This is a genomic window from Streptomyces sp. NPDC052496 (assembly GCF_040679095.1).
In the GTDB taxonomy this organism is placed as follows: domain Bacteria; phylum Actinomycetota; class Actinomycetes; order Streptomycetales; family Streptomycetaceae; genus Streptomyces.
Genome location: NZ_JBFAUH010000042.1, coordinates 1 through 15570, shown reverse-complemented (window position 1 = coordinate 15570; position 15570 = coordinate 1). Strand labels below are relative to the sequence as shown.

General features: G+C 74.0%; 15 protein-coding genes. 9 read left to right on the top strand and 6 right to left on the bottom strand.

What is annotated here, in order from left to right; translation table 11 throughout:
- Positions 1-58 precede the first annotated feature (58 nt).
- The 4 genes from AB0L45_RS36340 to AB0L45_RS36325 all read left to right on the top strand — a co-directional run bounded on the left by AB0L45_RS36340 (position 59) and on the right by AB0L45_RS36325 (position 3190).
- On the top strand, positions 59-274 hold the full coding sequence (locus tag AB0L45_RS36340; RefSeq protein WP_365847851.1) for an acyl-CoA carboxylase subunit epsilon: 216 nt from the start codon (positions 59-61) through the stop codon (positions 272-274).
- A 168-nt stretch (positions 275-442) separates the two neighbouring features.
- A complete protein-coding gene (locus AB0L45_RS36335) occupies positions 443-574 on the top strand; it encodes a hypothetical protein (protein WP_365847849.1) in 132 nt (43 codons plus the stop codon).
- Between the two features lie 345 nt (positions 575-919).
- Positions 920-2389, top strand: coding sequence for a penicillin-binding protein 2 (locus AB0L45_RS36330; protein WP_365847847.1), 1470 nt, complete (start codon positions 920-922; stop codon positions 2387-2389).
- A gap of 180 nt (positions 2390-2569) precedes the next feature.
- Positions 2570-3190, top strand: coding sequence for a nucleoside triphosphate pyrophosphatase (locus AB0L45_RS36325; protein WP_365847846.1), 621 nt, complete (start codon positions 2570-2572; stop codon positions 3188-3190).
- Positions 3191-3214: 24 nt separating this feature from the next.
- Here AB0L45_RS36325 and AB0L45_RS36320 read toward each other — a convergent pair whose 3' ends face one another.
- The 4 genes from AB0L45_RS36320 to AB0L45_RS36305 form a co-directional block, all read right to left on the bottom strand.
- Positions 3215-4477: a lanthionine synthetase LanC family protein gene (locus AB0L45_RS36320; protein ID WP_365847844.1), complete on the bottom strand. Its 1263-nt coding sequence runs from the start codon at positions 4475-4477 to the stop codon at positions 3215-3217.
- 112 nt (positions 4478-4589) lie between these two features.
- Positions 4590-4754, bottom strand: coding sequence for a hypothetical protein (locus AB0L45_RS36315; protein WP_365847842.1), 165 nt, complete (start codon positions 4752-4754; stop codon positions 4590-4592).
- Between the two features lie 17 nt (positions 4755-4771).
- Positions 4772-7663 carry a lantibiotic dehydratase gene (locus tag AB0L45_RS36310; protein ID WP_365847840.1) on the bottom strand — a complete coding sequence of 964 codons (2892 nt, stop codon included), beginning with the start codon at positions 7661-7663 and terminating at the stop codon, positions 4772-4774.
- A 187-nt stretch (positions 7664-7850) separates the two neighbouring features.
- Positions 7851-9131: a thiopeptide-type bacteriocin biosynthesis protein gene (locus AB0L45_RS36305; RefSeq protein ID WP_365847838.1), complete on the bottom strand. Its 1281-nt coding sequence runs from the start codon at positions 9129-9131 to the stop codon at positions 7851-7853.
- Positions 9132-9267: 136 nt separating this feature from the next.
- Here AB0L45_RS36305 and AB0L45_RS36300 point away from each other — a divergent pair, with 136 nt between their 5' ends.
- Both AB0L45_RS36300 and AB0L45_RS36295 read left to right on the top strand, forming a co-directional pair.
- Entirely contained in the window at positions 9268-10050 is a 783-nt protein-coding gene (locus AB0L45_RS36300) for a TetR/AcrR family transcriptional regulator (protein WP_365847836.1), read from the top strand.
- Positions 10051-10061: 11 nt separating this feature from the next.
- The gene (locus AB0L45_RS36295) at positions 10062-10349 is read left to right on the top strand and encodes an antibiotic biosynthesis monooxygenase (protein WP_365847834.1); all 288 of its coding nucleotides are present in this window, start codon (positions 10062-10064) and stop codon (positions 10347-10349) included.
- 158 nt (positions 10350-10507) lie between these two features.
- Here the strand turns inward: AB0L45_RS36295 and AB0L45_RS36290 are convergent, their stop codons facing one another.
- Entirely contained in the window at positions 10508-10717 is a 210-nt protein-coding gene (locus tag AB0L45_RS36290) for a DUF2180 family protein (RefSeq protein WP_365847832.1), read from the bottom strand.
- A 285-nt stretch (positions 10718-11002) separates the two neighbouring features.
- Between AB0L45_RS36290 and AB0L45_RS36285 the strand changes: the two genes are divergently transcribed.
- The gene (locus tag AB0L45_RS36285; RefSeq protein WP_365847830.1) at positions 11003-11731 is read left to right on the top strand and encodes an IclR family transcriptional regulator C-terminal domain-containing protein; all 729 of its coding nucleotides are present in this window, start codon (positions 11003-11005) and stop codon (positions 11729-11731) included.
- Between the two features lie 148 nt (positions 11732-11879).
- A complete protein-coding gene (locus tag AB0L45_RS36280) occupies positions 11880-12716 on the top strand; it encodes an MOSC N-terminal beta barrel domain-containing protein (RefSeq protein ID WP_365847828.1) in 837 nt (278 codons plus the stop codon).
- Here the strand turns inward: AB0L45_RS36280 and AB0L45_RS36275 are convergent.
- Positions 12688-13152, bottom strand: a complete 465-nt coding sequence (locus tag AB0L45_RS36275; RefSeq protein WP_365847826.1) for a hypothetical protein — start codon at positions 13150-13152, stop codon at positions 12688-12690. The two genes, AB0L45_RS36280 and AB0L45_RS36275, sit on opposite strands and share 29 nt — an antisense overlap.
- A 502-nt stretch (positions 13153-13654) precedes the next feature.
- Here AB0L45_RS36275 and AB0L45_RS36270 point away from each other — a divergent pair.
- Complete coding sequence (locus AB0L45_RS36270) at positions 13655-15424, top strand: biotin carboxylase N-terminal domain-containing protein (RefSeq protein ID WP_365847824.1); 1770 nt, start codon at positions 13655-13657, stop codon at positions 15422-15424.
- Positions 15425-15570 lie beyond the last annotated feature (146 nt).

Here is a 15570-nt window from a genome sequence, read left to right as displayed (position 1 = left end):
TCAGCGGCGCTGTCCGCCGTTCGCCGCAAGTCCGCCAGAGCCAGGAGGTCGGTTGACCATGATCAAGGTCGTCCGGGGCAACCCCACACCCGAGGAGCTGGCCGCCGCACTGGCGGTGGTTCGCACCCGCGCGGCGGCGGCCGCGGCTGCCGCCGCCGACGCGCCCGCCACGGAGCGTACGGACGCATGGGCCGACCCGGCGTCCACGGTCCCGCGCCACCGGCTGCCGCACCCGGGCCCGCGGGCCTGGCGCACGAGCTACTGGCCGCGCTGAGGCCGGGGGCGGCTCCTGCGCAGCCGGAGTCGTTCCGGTGAAGCCGGGGCACTTCCGTTGAGCCGGGGCATTCCCGTGACGCCGGGGCCGTGCCTTGGTCATGACGTCCGACGGCGCTTGAGTACGCGTACTCAGGCGCCGTCGGCGTTCCCGGCGCAGGATCGAAGGATGCTGTGGTCCGATCCGCCCGACGAGCCTCCCGAGGAGCTGCGCCAGGTACAGGCGATGCTCCACCGGGTGGGCATCGTGCTGGCCGTGGCCGCGGTGGTGCTGATGGTCATGCTGGTCGGCGGGGTCTGAGAGCGGGGTCTGAGAGCGGGGTCTGAGAGCGGGGTCTGAGAGCGGGGCCTGGGAGCGGGGCCTGGGAGCGGGATCTGAGAGGGGGCCCGAGAGCGGAGCCCGAGGGTCCGGGCCGGCCGGACCCGCACCACGCAGCCCCCGCCGCATACGGTCACATCCGGTCCCTACGGCGACGGCCCCGGACCCGCCGCGTACCGAACCGGGCTAAGAGGACCAGGTCACACACCCCACCTGCAACCGCGACCCCCGCTTGGGACATCCTTTACCTCTGAAGGCCGCAATTCGGGCGCCTGTACGGCCGGTCCGCGCGGCACCGGGGCCGTACGGCATGGGGAGTGGAGAGCGATGAACAGGCCGCTGAGACACATAGCCGTCTTCTGCGGAGTGCTGGTGCTGGCACTGCTGGTGCGCGTCACCTGGGTCCAGTTCGTCCAGGCGGACTCACTGTCGAACGACGAGAACAACCGCCGGGTGAAGATCGAGGCCTTCTCCTATCCGCGCGGCAACATCATCGTCGGCGGCAAGCCGATCACCGGCTCGGTCGAGACGGCCGGCGACTTCAAGTACAAGCGGGTCTACAAGGACGGCCCGATGTACGCGCCGATCACCGGCTATGCCTCGCAGTCCCAGGGCAGCACGTTCCTGGAGGGCGTCTACAAGGACATCCTCAGCGGCAAGGACGACAAGCTCTTCCTCAAGCGCGCCAAGGACATCCTGACCGGCGAGAAGCCGCGCGGCGGCGACGTGCTGACGACGATCGACGAGAAGGCGCAGCGGACCGCGTACAAGAGCCTGACCGACCTCAAGGCCAAGGGCGCGGTGGTCGCCCTGGAGCCGGCCACCGGCAAGATCCTCGCGATGGCGAGCACGCCGTCCTACGACCCGTCGGTCTTCGCGGGCAGCTCCTTCAAGGAGGGCGACAAGTACACCGCCCTGATCAAGGACAAGTCCAAGCCGATGAACAACCGGGCGTCCCTGGAGATCTACCCGCCCGGCTCGACGTTCAAGATCCTCACCGCCGCCGCGGCCCTGGAACACGGCATCGTGCCGGACATCGACACCCCGGTGCAGGCCCCGGTGCCGTACACCCTGCCGCAGACGGCCACCACGGTCGGCAACGACATCGCCACCGCGCCGTGCGCGAACGCGTCCCTCAAGGTCGGTATGCAGTGGTCCTGCAACAACACCTACCTGGAGGCGGCGCACCGGCTCGGCAAGGACAAGATGCGCGAGACGGCGGAGAAGTTCGGCTTCAACCAGAAGATCTTCACGCCGGTCCGTACGGCCACCAGCGGCTACCCCGAGAAGCTGGACAAGCCGCAGACCGCGCTGACCGGCATGGGGCAGGGCAGCCTGACCAGCACGCCGCTGCAGATGGCCATGGTCGTCGCCGGGCTCGCCAACAACGGCAAGGTCATGCAGCCGTACCTGGTCGAGGAGACGCGCGGCCCCGACCTGTCGACGATCGAGAAGTTCGAGCCCAAGGAGCTGAGCCAGGCCGTCTCCGAGAGCACCGCCAAGAAGGTGCAGGAGATGATGGAGAACACCGCGGAGAACGGCACGGCGAAGAAGGCGCTGATCGACGGCGTCAAGGTCGGCGCCAAGACCGGTACCGCCCAGCACGGCGCGGACGTCCGCGACGAGCGCCCGTACGCCTGGTTCGTCTCGTACGCCAAGCAGGGCAACGGCTCGCCGGTCGCGGTCGCGGTCTTCGTCGACCCCTCGGACATGGACATCCCGCGCTCGGAGATCGCCGGTGGCAAGCTGGGCGGCCCGATCGCCAAGAAGGTCATGGAGGCCGTGCTCGACAAGTGAGCCGGCCGGCGGGGCCGGGTGCGTACAGGCAGTCGCCTGGTCGCGTTGCCGGCGGGCCGGGTGAGCAAAGGAAGTCGCCTGGTCGCGCTGCCGGCGGGGCCGGGTGAGCGAAGGCAGGGGGCGGGTGCCGGACGGTGCCCGCCCCCTGCGTATCCGCTGCGGCTCCGTACGATGGCGGTCATGACCGTTCAGCCCGGCGCCGCCGCCCGCCGTCTCGTCCTCGCCTCCCAGTCCCCCGCCCGGCTCGGCCTGCTGCGCCAGGCCGGGCTCGCGCCCGAGGTCGTCGTCAGCGGCGTGGACGAGGACGCGATCACCGCGGACTCGCCCGCCGAGCTGGCCCGGGTGCTCGCCGAGGCGAAGGCGGCCGCGGTGGCCGCCCGGCCGGAGACGGCCGGTGCCCTGGTCATCGGCTGCGACTCGGTGCTGGAGCTGGACGGGCGGGCGCTGGGCAAGCCCGCCGACGCCGAGGACGCGACCGCCCGCTGGAAGTCGATGCGCGGCCGCTCCGGCGTCCTGCAGACGGGCCACTGCGTGATCGACACGGCGGACGGGGGCCGCCGGGTGTCGGCCACCGCGTCCACCACCGTCCGCTTCGGCGAGCCGAGCGACGTGGAGATCGCCGCGTACGTGGCTTCCGGCGAACCGCTGTACGTGGCGGGCGCCTTCACCCTGGACGGCCGGTCGGCGCCGTTCATCGACGGCATCGACGGCGACCCCGGCAACGTCATCGGCCTGTCCCTGCCGCTGCTGCGGCGGCTGCTGGGGGAGCTGGATGTGGCGATCACGGATCTCTGGGCGTAGTCCGGCGGCCCGTACGCACGCTGTTCAGCGCAGCCCGAAGCACGGCTGCCACAGCCGCTCCGCCTCCGGTTCGGCCACGGTGAGCAGCGCGCACAGCGGCCCCGTCGCCCCGCCCAGCAGCCCCATGCGTTCCTCCCCCAGCGTCCGCACCTCGGGCAGCCGGTCCAGGAGGTGGCGGGCCAGCCGCGCGCGCAGGACCGTCGCGGCGGGCAGTCGCGCGTGGTGGTGGAAGGCGTCCGCGACGGCCAGGACACCTGCGGCACCGTGGCAGCAGGCGAGCAGGTCCGCCGGGTGCTCTCCGAAGAGGTGGAAGTCCTCGTCGTAGCGCTCGGCGAGACCGGTGAACGCCTTCGCCGCCCAGGCGGCCGTCGCCTCGTCGTCCAGTGCGTCGGCCGCGTTCCACAAGGCCCAGGTGACGCCCGGGTTGCCGTAGCACCACGCCTGGCGCGCGCGGGCGCCTTCGGGCGGCGCCTCGTCGAGTCCGGCGCCGTCCCAGCTGCGGATGGACCGGGCGTCGTCGAAGGACTGGCGGGCCAGCCAGTGCGTGGCGTTGCGCAGCGCGCGCCGGGTCGCCCGATTGGACCCGGTGTGCCGGACCGCGGCGGTGAGAGCGGTGACCAGGCCGGCGACACCGTGGCCCATGCCCGTGTTGATGCGGCCCTGCATCCAGTCCAGGTACGGGTGTCCGGCGTACCCGTCGGCCCGCAGCCGCGGCAGTTCCGCACCGTCGCACAGTGACGCCAAGTGGTGGACGCAGGGGGCCAGTTGCCCGCCGTCCGGGTCGGCGGCGACGCACAGGGAGAGCAGGGTGCCGGACGGTCCGGAGATCAGGTCCTGGTCGGGGAACAGGACGTTTTCGCGCCGCCACGGGCGCGCCTTCGCGACGGTCAGCAGATGGTCGCGCAACCGGTCCGCGACCTGGTGCAGTTGGGGGTGGAGGCGGGCGCCCAGCCGCAGCCCGGCGAGGGTGCCCGCCAGGCCGCCGTCGTACAGGCCGGGGTGGTTCCGGCCCCGGCCGATGCCCCGGGCCCAGACCGCCACCGCATGGCCCGCCGCGGCGGCCTCGGCGGGCTCACCGGTGGCTGCCACCAAGGCGGCCAGCGCGGGGACACCGGGGTCGCAGGGTTCGGTGCCGGGCTGCTCGCCCGTCGCCTGGCGGCGGGTCCAGACGTCCAACTGCTCAACCGCGAGGGCGCGGAGCGCCGGGGCGGTGGCGGTGAGGGAGGCGGCGGTGGCGGTGAGGGCGGTGGCTGGGTCCTCCGTGGGCGTGGTTGTGCCCGTTCGCATGCTCGTGCCCGTACGCATGCCCGTGCCCGTACTCGTACTCATGTCGGCGTCCGTCCGTCCGGGAGCGGCCGCCCGCCCGGCCGGAGCCGGACGGACGGCCTGGGTGTGTCGGTCAGCAGATGACGACGGTGGCGCAGACGACGACCGTACACAGACCACTGCAGTGGCCGGTGTCCGCTTCCGTCTCGGGCAGTTCGGTCTCGGTGATCCGGGTCTCCAGGTCACCGATGAGCTCGTCCAGGTCGGTGAGTTCGGTGCGCTCCATGGTGTCCGACATGACGATGTTCCCTTCTCTCAATGGATGGGGTCCGCCCCGGCGGCGCGCCCGCTGGGGGCGAGCGTTCCGGGGAGGTGGATTCCGCCGCGCAGGGCGGCGGCCGCGGACGCCGCGAGATCGCTGATCGCGCGGTCGTGCGGAAGTCTCAGGAGCAGTTGGGCGGCGACGGACGCGCCGTCGGAGCGGCCCCGGCCGCCGTCGCGGTGCACCCGGTCGCGCAGTACCAGTCCGTCCGGCGCGGGCAGCATCTCCTCGGCCAGCAGGTGGTCGTGGTGCGTGCCGTGGGCCTCGCCCTGCGCGAGCAGGCGGTCGACGACACGCAGCGTCGGCAGCGCCTCCAGGTCGACGGGCACGGGCTTGGTGCCCGGGCCGTAGCGCAGGAAGGCGTACCGGGGCAGTCCGGCCGTACGGCGCAGTTCCGCGAGGGCGCGCACCTTGGTCAGGTCGCTGTCGTCGGCGCGCCACAGGGCCGTACGCGGCACCCGCCAGGCGGCGGGCGAGACGACCAGCCGCCCGCCCACCGTGAGCCGGGGCAGCCGTGCGGCGCGCGGGAACGCGCCGGCCAGGCCGTCGAGCTGGACCAGGTACGCCGTGCCGGGGTGGCTCGCGGCCATCAGCAGCCGCAGCAGGACGTCGTAGGGCGGCAGAGCGCTGCGGGTCGCGTGGTGGACGGGCACGATGCGCCGGCCGTCGGCCTCCGCGACGACCCGGCCGCCGTCGCGGCGCAGCGTGATGCGGTCGAGCGGCAGGTAGCGGGCCGTGCCGCCGGGCAAGCCGGGCCCGGCGGCCGTACCGAAGTACGGCGCGGGGTCGGGGTCGCCGGTCCACCAGCTGGTGACCAGGGGGCGGCGTACGGCGTTGGCCGCGTGCTCGGCCAGCGGGGGCACCAGCACTTCGACGAAGCGCACGTCCGCCGCGCGCTCGACGGCGGCGAGGAAGGCGCGGTAGCGGCTCACGTTGTCGTAGCCACCGTGCAGGGTGTGCAGGGCGCCGGCGAAGCGCGCGTCCAGCAGGCCGGCGGGTGAGGCCGTCTCCAGGACGGCGGACGGGCCCGGGCCGGCGAGGGGCCGCAGCAGGCAGTCGACCGGCCAGGGCGGCAGGACGGCGCTGCCCGGCGGCGCCTCGAAGGTGTCCAGCAACGCGTCGGTCACGTCCACCTGCTGCTCGTCGCCGTGGGTGGCGAGGTGGGCGAGGAGGCGGGCGTATCCGGAGTGCGCGGTACGGGCCGGGTGCCAGCCCTCGTAACGGGCCGGCGCCTGCGCGGTGGGCCCGCCGTCCTGCCGCGGCGCGCCGTCGGGGTCCGCTCCGGGCCAGTGTCCGGCGAGGAGGTCACTGAGGGTGCGCGGCTGCTCGTCGAGCGCCTGCGCCTCTTCGGGGATCCGGCGTTCCGGAGAGCCGGGAGTGCCGGGTGCGTCCGGGTGGCGGTCGGCCTCGCGGAGTGCGGCCAGGCGGGCGGCGGTGCGCAGGGCGTCGCGTACGGCGCCGACGGCTGCCGCCGGGACCGTGGCCGGCCCCTCGCCCGGCCCCTCGGCCGTACGGTACGAGTCGACGAACTCCGCCTCCCCCAGCGGCTCCGTCCGCGGCAGCCGGTCCCGCTCGCGCACGGCCACCGGCGGCGTCCACGCGCTGTGCCGGCGGCGCGGGGCGGCGCAGACCTGGAGGACGCCGAGGCCGTGCAGGTGCGCGAGGAAGCCGCGCAGCACCCGGCGGGTGTCGTCCAGCGTCTGTCCGGGGCCGGTTCCGGTTCCCCTGCCGGGGCCGGAGTCAGTTCCGGTTCCCCTGCCGGGGCCGGAGTCAGTTCCGGTTCCCCTGCCGGGGCCGGTGCCGGAGGCGGTTCCCCTGCCGGTGCCGGAGCCGCCGCCGGTGGTGCCGAGCAGCGCGTCCTCGATCTCGGCGAGCGGGCGCGGCCCTTGGGCCAGCTGCGTCAGTACGGCGTCCAGGGGGCGGGTGCGGCGCAGTTCCACCTGGCGCATCCGGTCCCGTACGGACGGGTCGATCACCCAGCAGCGCACCACACCGCCGTCGCGGAAGTGCAGCGGGGCGGGGGCGAGCGGGGTCGCGGGGTCCGCTGTCGCCAGGTCGACGGTGGTCAGGCGCGTCCGGGCCACGTGGACGTTCTCCGCGGCTTCGGACGCCATCGCGGCCAGCGCCGTACCGGGGGCGAGCAGCGGGGGCGGTTCGTCCCCGCACGCGCTCGGCTCCGTACCGCCGGATCCGCCCGGTCCCGTACTGCTGGCCCCGCCCGATCCCGTACCGCCGGGTGCCGGGCAGGGATCGACCGCGACCGGCGCGACCTGGCCCACCCAGCCGCGCGGTGTGGTCTTCACCGCGGCGCGGCCGAGCGCGCGCCACAGGTAGGCGCCGCTCTTGCGCAGCCGCTTGGCGTGCCAGGACTCGCCCTGCGCCAGGCGGCGTTCGACGGTCGGTACGAGGTCGGGTGCCGCGTCGTCCAGGAAGGCCCGCATGACCGGGCCGGCGCAGGCCAGCGCCCAGCCCAGGGCGCCCACGCGTTCCGCTTCGTCCGCCACCGCGTCTTCCAGTTCCTGCCGGGTCCGGGCCAGCCGGACGTCGTTCCGGTGCACCGCGAAGGCTTCGTGCACGAGGTCTTCCGGGACGGCGGCCAGCGACTCCAGGAGGGCGCAGTCCGCCGCACCGGGAGCCGTGCCGCCGTGCAGGCGGCGGCGCAGCGCCAGGACCGCCCGGCGGTCGGCGCCGGCGAGTTCGGGATGCGGCACCACGGTGGTGCCCAGCCGTTCGGCCAGGGCACGGGCACGGTCGGCCTGCTGCCGCCGCGTACGGTCGTACGTGCCGACCCGCTCGAACAGCCGCGGGTTGCCCGCCTCCGTCCACGCCACGGCCGGCATCCCGGCGGCCCGCAGCAACGCCGTACCGCCTGGTGCGGGTGCCACGTCACCGCCTGGTGCGGGTGCCACGTCACCGCCTGGTGCGGGTGCCACGTCACCGCCTGGTGCGGGTACCGCATCACCGCCTGGTGCCGGTACCGCATCACCGCCCGGTGCCGGTACCGCATCGAAGCCGGTGCCGAGATCTGCTGCGAGACCCGCGGCGAGGTCCGCCTCCCGGCCCTTCCCTGCCTCAGCCACCGCCCGTCACCCCTGCCTCGGCCGCCCTGGACGACCCGGACGCCTCGGCCGCCCCGGCTGCCTCGGCCGCCCCGACCGCCCCGGTTACCTCTGCCGTCTCCGCCGTCTCCGCCACCTCTGCCGTCTCCACCGTCTCCGCCATCTCTGCCGTCTCCGCCGTATCCGCCACCGCCGCAGCCTTGATCACCGGGCGGTCCGTTTCCGTGCCCGGCGCGCGGACGGGGCGCGGTGCCGCCGCGGGGGCCCGGCTCATCTCGGGGGCCGCCAGGGCCGCGGTCAGCAGGGCCTGGCGCGCCACGGAGAGCCGTCCGCGGTTCCAGTGGAAGATCACGCAGTACGCGGCGGCCCGGCGCGGGCCGGTCCCCCGCGCCTCACCCGACTCGAAGTACCCGGTACGCCACTGCCGCGCGGCCGCGCCGACCGCGTCCCGGTGGGCGTCCAGGGCGGCGCGCTCGGGCGCGGGCAGTCCGGCCGTCAGCTCCTCGCGGTCGCGCCGCCAGAACGCGCGGATGCCGTCGGCGGCGCGCCGTGCGTCCTCCGCGCCGGGCCCGTGGCCGTCGGCGAGCCGCCGCCCGGTGTCGTCCCGTACGGACTCCCACACGCCGCGGTGTTCCCAGCCGACGATGCCCAGCCCGTCGAGCAGGTCGCGCAGCAGCGTCAGCGACACCCGCCAGTCCGCCACGGGCGGGGCGGCCGGGGCGATCGCTCCGGCGGCTGCCGGGCGCGCGTGGTGGTCCAGCCAGGCGAGCGAGTCCGCGGTGAAGATCCGGTGCACGTACGGCATGGCGCGCGGCCCGCCGAAGAGGTACGTCTCGGGTTCGTACACACCGCCTACGGGCGGGCCGGTCAGCTCGGCGCCGAGCCCGTCGGCACCGGCGAAACGTTTCAGCAGTGCATCGCGCAATGCGTCCCGCCCGTCCCGCGACGGCGCCTGGAAACGCAGGCGCAGGCCGGGCGGCTTGTGCATGAAGAAGAATTCCCGGACCGCGCCCGCGTCCTGGAGTTCACGGACGGTCTCCGCGAGGCGGCCGTACAGACCGCGCCGCACCCCCGCCCCCGTCTCCAGGTTCACCTGGACCCAGTCCGCCCCCGGCCCCTCGTCACGGAGCGCCGCCAGTCCGGCGGCGAGGAAGGCGCGGCGCGCTTCCGGATACGCGGGATCCTCCCGGACGACCGGCACCATGCCGAGCGCGCCGTCCCGCGCGTCCCGCACACCCCTCGCATCCCGCACGTCCCGCAGGCAGTCGGCCAGCAATTCCGCGACCGGCAGCATCCCTACCTCCTCGTCGAGGCCACACACACTCTTCGCATGGTGAACCCGGGGCGCGTGGGGCGCATGCGGAGTGGGCTCCGGTTCGGTGGCCGGCAGCCCTTGACGTCGCGAGGCAGGCGGCAAGTAACATACATACATGGATGTACGTAAGAGCGGAGCGGGAACGACGGGCGGGCCGGAGGCCGCCGAAAACGAAACCGGCGCCGCCCGGCCGGACGGCGCCAAGTCCCCCCGCCCCACCCAGGCCGACCGCAGGGCACGCACCCGCGCCGCGCTGCTCGAATCGGCCGCCCGGGGCCTGTCCCGCTACGGCTACGGCAACCTCAGGCTCGAACAGGTAGCCCAGGACGCCGGGTACACCCGCGGCGCGCTCTACCACCAGTTCACGGGCAAGCAGGAGCTGGCCCTGGCGGTGACCGAGTGGGTCCTGGACACCTGGTGGCAGGAGGTCGGCCAGTACGTCGAGCAGGAACACGACCCGGTCCGGGCGCTGCTCACCCTGGCGCGCGGCCACGCCGTGTACTGCCGGCGCGACTTCGCGCGCGTGGCGATGGCGCTGCGGCTGGAGTTCACGGGACAGGACCACCCGGTGGGGCGCGAGATCGAGAAGGGCTACCGGGTGCTCGTCGAACGCTGCACCGCTCTCGTCACCGCCGCCCGCGAGGCGGGCTCGCTCCCGGACGGCCCGCCGCCCGAAATCCTCGCGCTCGCCTTCGTCGGCGCGATCGAGGGCACCTCGATCGCCCTGTCCGGCCAGGCCCCGTACGACGCGTCACTGGTGGCCGGCGCCGCGGCCGGCGCCCTCGGACTCCCGTACGAGCCCGGCGACCACACCGAACCGCACGACACCGAGACACACGGCGCCGAGACACGCGGCACCGAAACGCACAGCACCACTCAACACCCGCATTCCCCGTGAAGGAGAGCGTCATGAAGGTCGGCATGGTGGCACACCACTACCCGCACGCCGCGCACCGCGAGGAGTTCGTCGCGCGCGTGCACCGCGTCGCCGAGGAGTTCCGGCGGACGCCGGGGTGCCTGTCGGCGGACTGCTGGCTGGCCGCGGAGGGCGGCGCGGTGGTCTCGATCGTGCAGTGGGAGTCCGAGGAGGCGTCGGCCGCATCGCTCGCCGCCGTACAGGCGGCCGCCGGACTCGACCTCGCCTACGACGAGCGGGAGGCCCGCCCGCGCGAGATCGTGCGGCTCGCGACGCCCTGAGAACCGGCCCCGCCAGGACCGGCCCCGCCAGGGCTGGCCCCGCCAGGGCTGGCCCCGTCAAGACCAATCCCGTCAGGACCGGCGCCCCCGGGGCCGGCGCCCGGAGCGCCGCGGCCGCCCGGTGTCACCCTGGCGATTGCGATGTCACGCCGCCGGAGTCACGCCGCCGCGGTCGCGGCGTGCCGGCAGTGCGTGCACAGCATGCGGCGGCCCGCCGAGTGGGCGGTGCTGCGGCCCAGGCCCGCCGTACGGTGAACCGTCCGCGGAACGGCGGCGGCGTGCGCGGCGCACGCCGCCGCACCGCAGTCCGCGCAGACGGCCAGTGCGGCGGACTCGCTGCCGAGCTGCGCACAGTCGAAGCACTGCATGGAAAAACTCCTGGTGAGCTTGGTTCCGAAACCGGAAGAGTGGAGGCCCGACCTGGGTGAACGGTGACGGGCCGCCGTACATTCCCCGAATTCCGAAGAATGTCCGGTGCGGTGACGACCGTCACCGTGTCCGGCCCGTCACCGCCTCCGGCCCGGCTCTCCGCGCGGCTGTGCGAGGCTGGGAGGCCTACGCGCGTGCCGCCCCCGGCGCACCCCGCACCCCGTACCCCGGCGCCCGCACCCACCGTGCCCCACGCCCCCGCCCCGCCCCGGAGGAAGACCGCCATGCCGCAGTCCGTCGACCGTGCCCTCGACCTGCTCGACGCGGTCGCCGGGGCGGCGGAGCCGGTGACGGCGAAGGCGCTGGCCCGTCAGCTGGACTGCGGGCTGTCCACGGTCTACGACCTGCTCGGCTCGCTGACCGAACGCGGCCACCTGGCCCGTACGGCGGCCGGTTACACCCTGGGCTACCGCGTACCGGCCCTGCACCAGGCCTTTCAGCGGCAGTTGCGGCTCGACGAGCGGGTGCACGAGGTGCTGCTGCGGCTGCGCCGCTCCTCCGGCGCCGACGTCTTCTTCAGCACGTACCGGGACGGCGAGATCGCCGTACTGGACGGCGCCGCCGGACCGGAGTCCGCCTTCTCCGTCGGCCAGGACACCGCCGCCCACGCCACTGCCCACGGCCGCGCCCTGCTGGCCTCCCTCCCGGCCGCCGCCCGCCGCCAGTACCTGGCCACCAGCGGCCTGAGCGCCCGCACCACGCGCACCATCACCACCCCGGACCGTCTGGAACGCGAACTGCGCCGGGTCCGCCGGGACGGAATCGCCGTCGAGCGCGAGGAGTCGGTGTCCGGAATGGCATGCATCGCCGTCCCCGTACCGGTACGCCCCGGCGGCCCCGGCACCCCCACCACCCTGACCGCCGTCTCAGCCGCCCTCCCCATAGCGGACTTCGCCCGCCTGCGCGCCCCACTGACCGAGGCCCTGCGGCGCGAGGTGGCGGCGCTGGGGTGAGGGGCGGCGCGCCGCTGGTGCGAGGTGCCTGCGGCCGTGCGGCGCTACGTTGGTGCCGTCACCGTGCGGGGAGCACGGTGCGTACGGGATGTGTGAGGTTCACGGGCCGCGAGCGGCCGTGGTGAGCCGCGAGGAACAGGGGGACCAAGTGACCGGCAAAGCCACAGTGGCGCAGCTGACCTACTACCCGGTCAAGGGCTGTGCGGGAGTGTCCGTGGGCACGGCGGAGGTGACGCCCGCCGGGGTCGCGCACGACCGTAGCTTCATGGTTACCGATGGGGACGGTGTCTTCCGTAGCCAGCGGCGCGATCCGCGGCTGGTGCTGATCCGGCCGGAGGTCGGCGACGGCGGTGGGCGTCTTACGCTGCGGGCGCCGGGGGTCGAGGCGTTGGAGCTGGTCGTGGACACCGCTGCCGCTCGCCGGGAAGTGCGGCTGTTCAAGGACGCCTATCAGGGGATCGATCAGGGCGGCACCGTCGCCGAGTGGCTGACGCAGGTGCTCGGTGTCCCCAGCAGGCTCGTGCGGGTGCCGCCGGAGCACGGTCGGGTGACGGACGGTCTGACGCCGGGCACCTCCGGGTACGCCGACAGTTCCGCCCTGCACATGCTGTCCCGGTCCTCGCTGGAGCTGCTGCACGCGCGGCTGGCGGAGCAGGGCGCGGCGCCGCTGCCGATGGACCGGTTCCGGCCCAACGTCGTGGTCGACGGCTGGGACGCGCCGCACACCGAGGACCGGGCGCGGCGGATCGCCGTCGGTGACACCGAGTTGGGGTACGCGAAGCTCGCCGTGCGGTGTGCCGTCACCACCGTCGACCAGGGGTCCGGCGCGCGGAAGGGGCCGGAGCCGCTGCGGACGCTGGCCGGGTACCGGCGCGTGGCGTCGGGCGGTGTGGTGTTCGGGGCGAAGTTCGCCGTACTGCGGCCGGGGAAGCTGTCGGTGGGGGACGAAGTGGCCGTCAGGTCGTGGGGCGAGCCGGAGCGGTAGCGGGGGCACCGTCGCGGCCGGTGTCCGTGCCGTACGACGTGCCGTACGCGGTCAGCGTCAGCACCAGCAGGGCGAGGACCACCATCAGCGCCGCGAACGCCGCCCAGCCGACCAGCCCGATCGCGAAGGCACCCAGCACGGCGTGCACCACGGCACAGCTGACGAGGGCGATGCGCCCGAACGTGCCCGGCGGGCGGTCGCGCAGGCCGATGCGGGCCAGCAGGACGGCGCAGCACGCCAGGTAGAGCGCGAAGACGGCGCCGAGCACCCAGGCGCCGGTGGACATCGCGCCGGGGTCGACGCCCGCCATGGACATCCGCTGCTTGTCCACGACGATGCTCAGCACCCAGTTGAGGAAGAGGATGCCGAGCGCCTCCAGCACCAGCACCACCGCCGTCACCCACGTCACCGGTCTGCGTGCCGCCACCCCGTCCACCCACTTCCCCGTCGCCTGTTACCGCGAGTACGAAAGAACACCGCGCACGCTACTCCTGAGTACCCCCCGCTCTACAAGAGCCCGGAGCCGGGTATGAGCCCGGAAACGGAGCGCGGGCCGGCGGGGCGGAGCGGGCCGCCGGCGCGCCCGGCCGGTCCTGAAGGGGCGTGGACGGGACGCGAGCGGACGCGGCGGGAAATGAGCGGGCCCGGACGCAGCCGCGGGCAAACTTTCCTTCGCCCATTCGTAGGGACTCCACAAAGAAACGGGGTGCAGGTGAACGCTCGGTGCGCGAGACCTTGCCCACATCTTGATCACCCCACCGCCCCCGGAATACGGGCCTACCCTGGGATACCAGGGGACTTCGGTCCCGTATCCGCACCGGGCACACGCTCTGTGTGGGCAAGCTCACTACCGGGAACGGGTCGGCACGCGGTGTCGCCAGTCCCTAAACTCGCGACGTCCTAATTTGTTGCGGCGAAGCGCCAAGGAGGAACCGATCGTGCGCAAGGTGCTCATCGCCAACCGAGGCGAAATCGCTGTCCGCGTGGCCCGGGCGTGCCGGGATGCCGGAATCGGGAGCGTGGCCGTCTACGCCGACCCCGACCGGGACGCCCTGCACGTGCGCGCGGCAGACGAGGCCTACGCACTGGGCGGTGACACCCCGGCCACCAGCTACCTCGACATCGCCAAGGTGCTGGGCGCCGCCGCCGACTCGGGCGCCGACGCCATCCACCCCGGTTACGGCTTCCTCTCCGAGAACGCCGAGTTCGCCCAGGCCGTCCTGGACGCCGGACTGACCTGGATCGGCCCGCCGCCGCAGGCCATCCGCGACCTGGGCGACAAGGTGGCGGCCCGTCACATCGCCCAGCGCGCCGGTGCCCCGCTGGTCGCCGGTACCCCCGACCCGGTCTCCGGCGCCGACGAGGTCGTGGCCTTCGCCGAGGAGCACGGCCTGCCGATCGCCATCAAGGCGGCCTTCGGCGGTGGCGGGCGCGGCCTGAAGGTCGCCCGCACCCTCGAAGAGGTCCCGGAGCTGTACGACTCCGCCGTCCGCGAGGCCGTCGCCGCCTTCGGCCGCGGCGAGTGCTTCGTCGAGCGCTACCTGGACCGTCCGCGGCACGTGGAGACCCAGTGCCTGGCCGACAAGCACGGCAACGTGGTCGTCGTCTCCACCCGTGACTGCTCGCTCCAGCGCCGCCACCAGAAGCTCGTCGAGGAGGCCCCCGCGCCGTTCCTGACCGAGGAGCAGAACGCGGAGCTGTACCGCGCGTCCAAGGCCATCCTCAAGGAGGCCGGTTACGAGGGCGCGGGCACCTGTGAGTTCCTGGTCGGCCAGGACGGCACCATCTCCTTCCTGGAGGTCAACACCCGCCTCCAGGTCGAGCACCCGGTCACCGAGGAGGTCACCGGCCTGGACCTGGTCCGCGAGATGTTCCGGATCGCCGACGGCGAGGAGCTGGGCTACGACGACCCGGCGGTGCGCGGCCACTCCTTCGAGTTCCGCATCAACGGCGAGGACCCGGGCCGCAACTTCCTCCCCGCCCCCGGCACGGTCACCACGTTCGAGGCCCCGGCCGGCCCGGGCGTGCGCCTGGACGCGGGCGTGGAGTCCGGCTCGGTCATCGGCCCGGCCTGGGACTCGCTGCTCGCCAAGCTGATCGTCACCGGCGCCACCCGGGAGCAGGCCCTGCAGCGGGCCGCCCGCGCGCTCGACGAGTTCACCGTGGAGGGCATGGCCACCGCCATCCCGTTCCACCGCACGGTCGTCAAGGACCCGGCGTTCGCGCCCGAGCTGACCGGCTCCGACGAGCCGTTCCGGGTGCACACCCGCTGGATCGAGACCGAGTTCGTCAACGAGATCAAGCCGTTCGCCGCGCCCGGCACGGACGAGGCCGAGGCGGACACCCGCGAGACGGTCGTCGTCGAGGTCGGCGGCAAGCGCCTGGAGGTCTCGCTGCCGTCCTCGCTGGGCATGCCGCTGGCCCGTGCCGCGGTCGCCGGGGGCGCCAAGCCCAAGCGCAAGGCGGCCAAGAAGTCCGGCTCCGCGGCCTCCGGCGACACCCTCGCCTCGCCGATGCAGGGCACCATCGTCAAGGTCGCCGTGGAGGAGGGCCAGGAGGTCGCCGAGGGTGACCTGGTCGTCGTCCTGGAGGCGATGAAGATGGAGCAGCCGCTGAACGCGCACCGCTCCGGCACGGTCAAGGGCCTGACCGCCGAGGTCGGCGCCTCGCTGTCGTCCGGCGCGGTGATCTGCGAGATCAAGGACTGACGGCCGGTACGGGAGGGACGGTACGCCGGTACCGGCCCGCCCGGCCGTCCGCGCGGGGGGGGGGGCGGGGACACGGGGGAGGGCCCGGCCCCGCCGGTCTAATCTCCTAAGGACTCGGCGTGAAGAAAAACACAGCGATGGAGAAC

Bases quoted from the DNA above. Each gene is read 5' to 3' on its own strand.
- AB0L45_RS36315 (WP_365847842.1), bottom strand. From the start codon at position 4,754: ATGTCGGACACCATGGAGCGCACCGAACTCACCGACCTGGACGAGCTC.
- AB0L45_RS36300 (WP_365847836.1), top strand. From the start codon at position 9,268: ATGGATGTACGTAAGAGCGGAGCGGGAACGACGGGCGGGCCGGAGGCC.
- AB0L45_RS36290 (WP_365847832.1), bottom strand. From the start codon at position 10,717: ATGCAGTGCTTCGACTGTGCGCAGCTCGGCAGCGAGTCCGCCGCACTG.
- AB0L45_RS36340 (WP_365847851.1), top strand. From the start codon at position 59: ATGATCAAGGTCGTCCGGGGCAACCCCACACCCGAGGAGCTGGCCGCC.
- AB0L45_RS36305 (WP_365847838.1), bottom strand. From the start codon at position 9,131: ATGCTGCCGGTCGCGGAATTGCTGGCCGACTGCCTGCGGGACGTGCGG.
- AB0L45_RS36330 (WP_365847847.1), top strand. From the start codon at position 920: ATGAACAGGCCGCTGAGACACATAGCCGTCTTCTGCGGAGTGCTGGTG.
- AB0L45_RS36285 (WP_365847830.1), top strand. From the start codon at position 11,003: ATGCCGCAGTCCGTCGACCGTGCCCTCGACCTGCTCGACGCGGTCGCC.
- AB0L45_RS36335 (WP_365847849.1), top strand. From the start codon at position 443: ATGCTGTGGTCCGATCCGCCCGACGAGCCTCCCGAGGAGCTGCGCCAG.
- AB0L45_RS36295 (WP_365847834.1), top strand. From the start codon at position 10,062: ATGAAGGTCGGCATGGTGGCACACCACTACCCGCACGCCGCGCACCGC.
- AB0L45_RS36325 (WP_365847846.1), top strand. From the start codon at position 2,570: ATGACCGTTCAGCCCGGCGCCGCCGCCCGCCGTCTCGTCCTCGCCTCC.
- AB0L45_RS36320 (WP_365847844.1), bottom strand. From the start codon at position 4,477: ATGCGAACGGGCACAACCACGCCCACGGAGGACCCAGCCACCGCCCTC.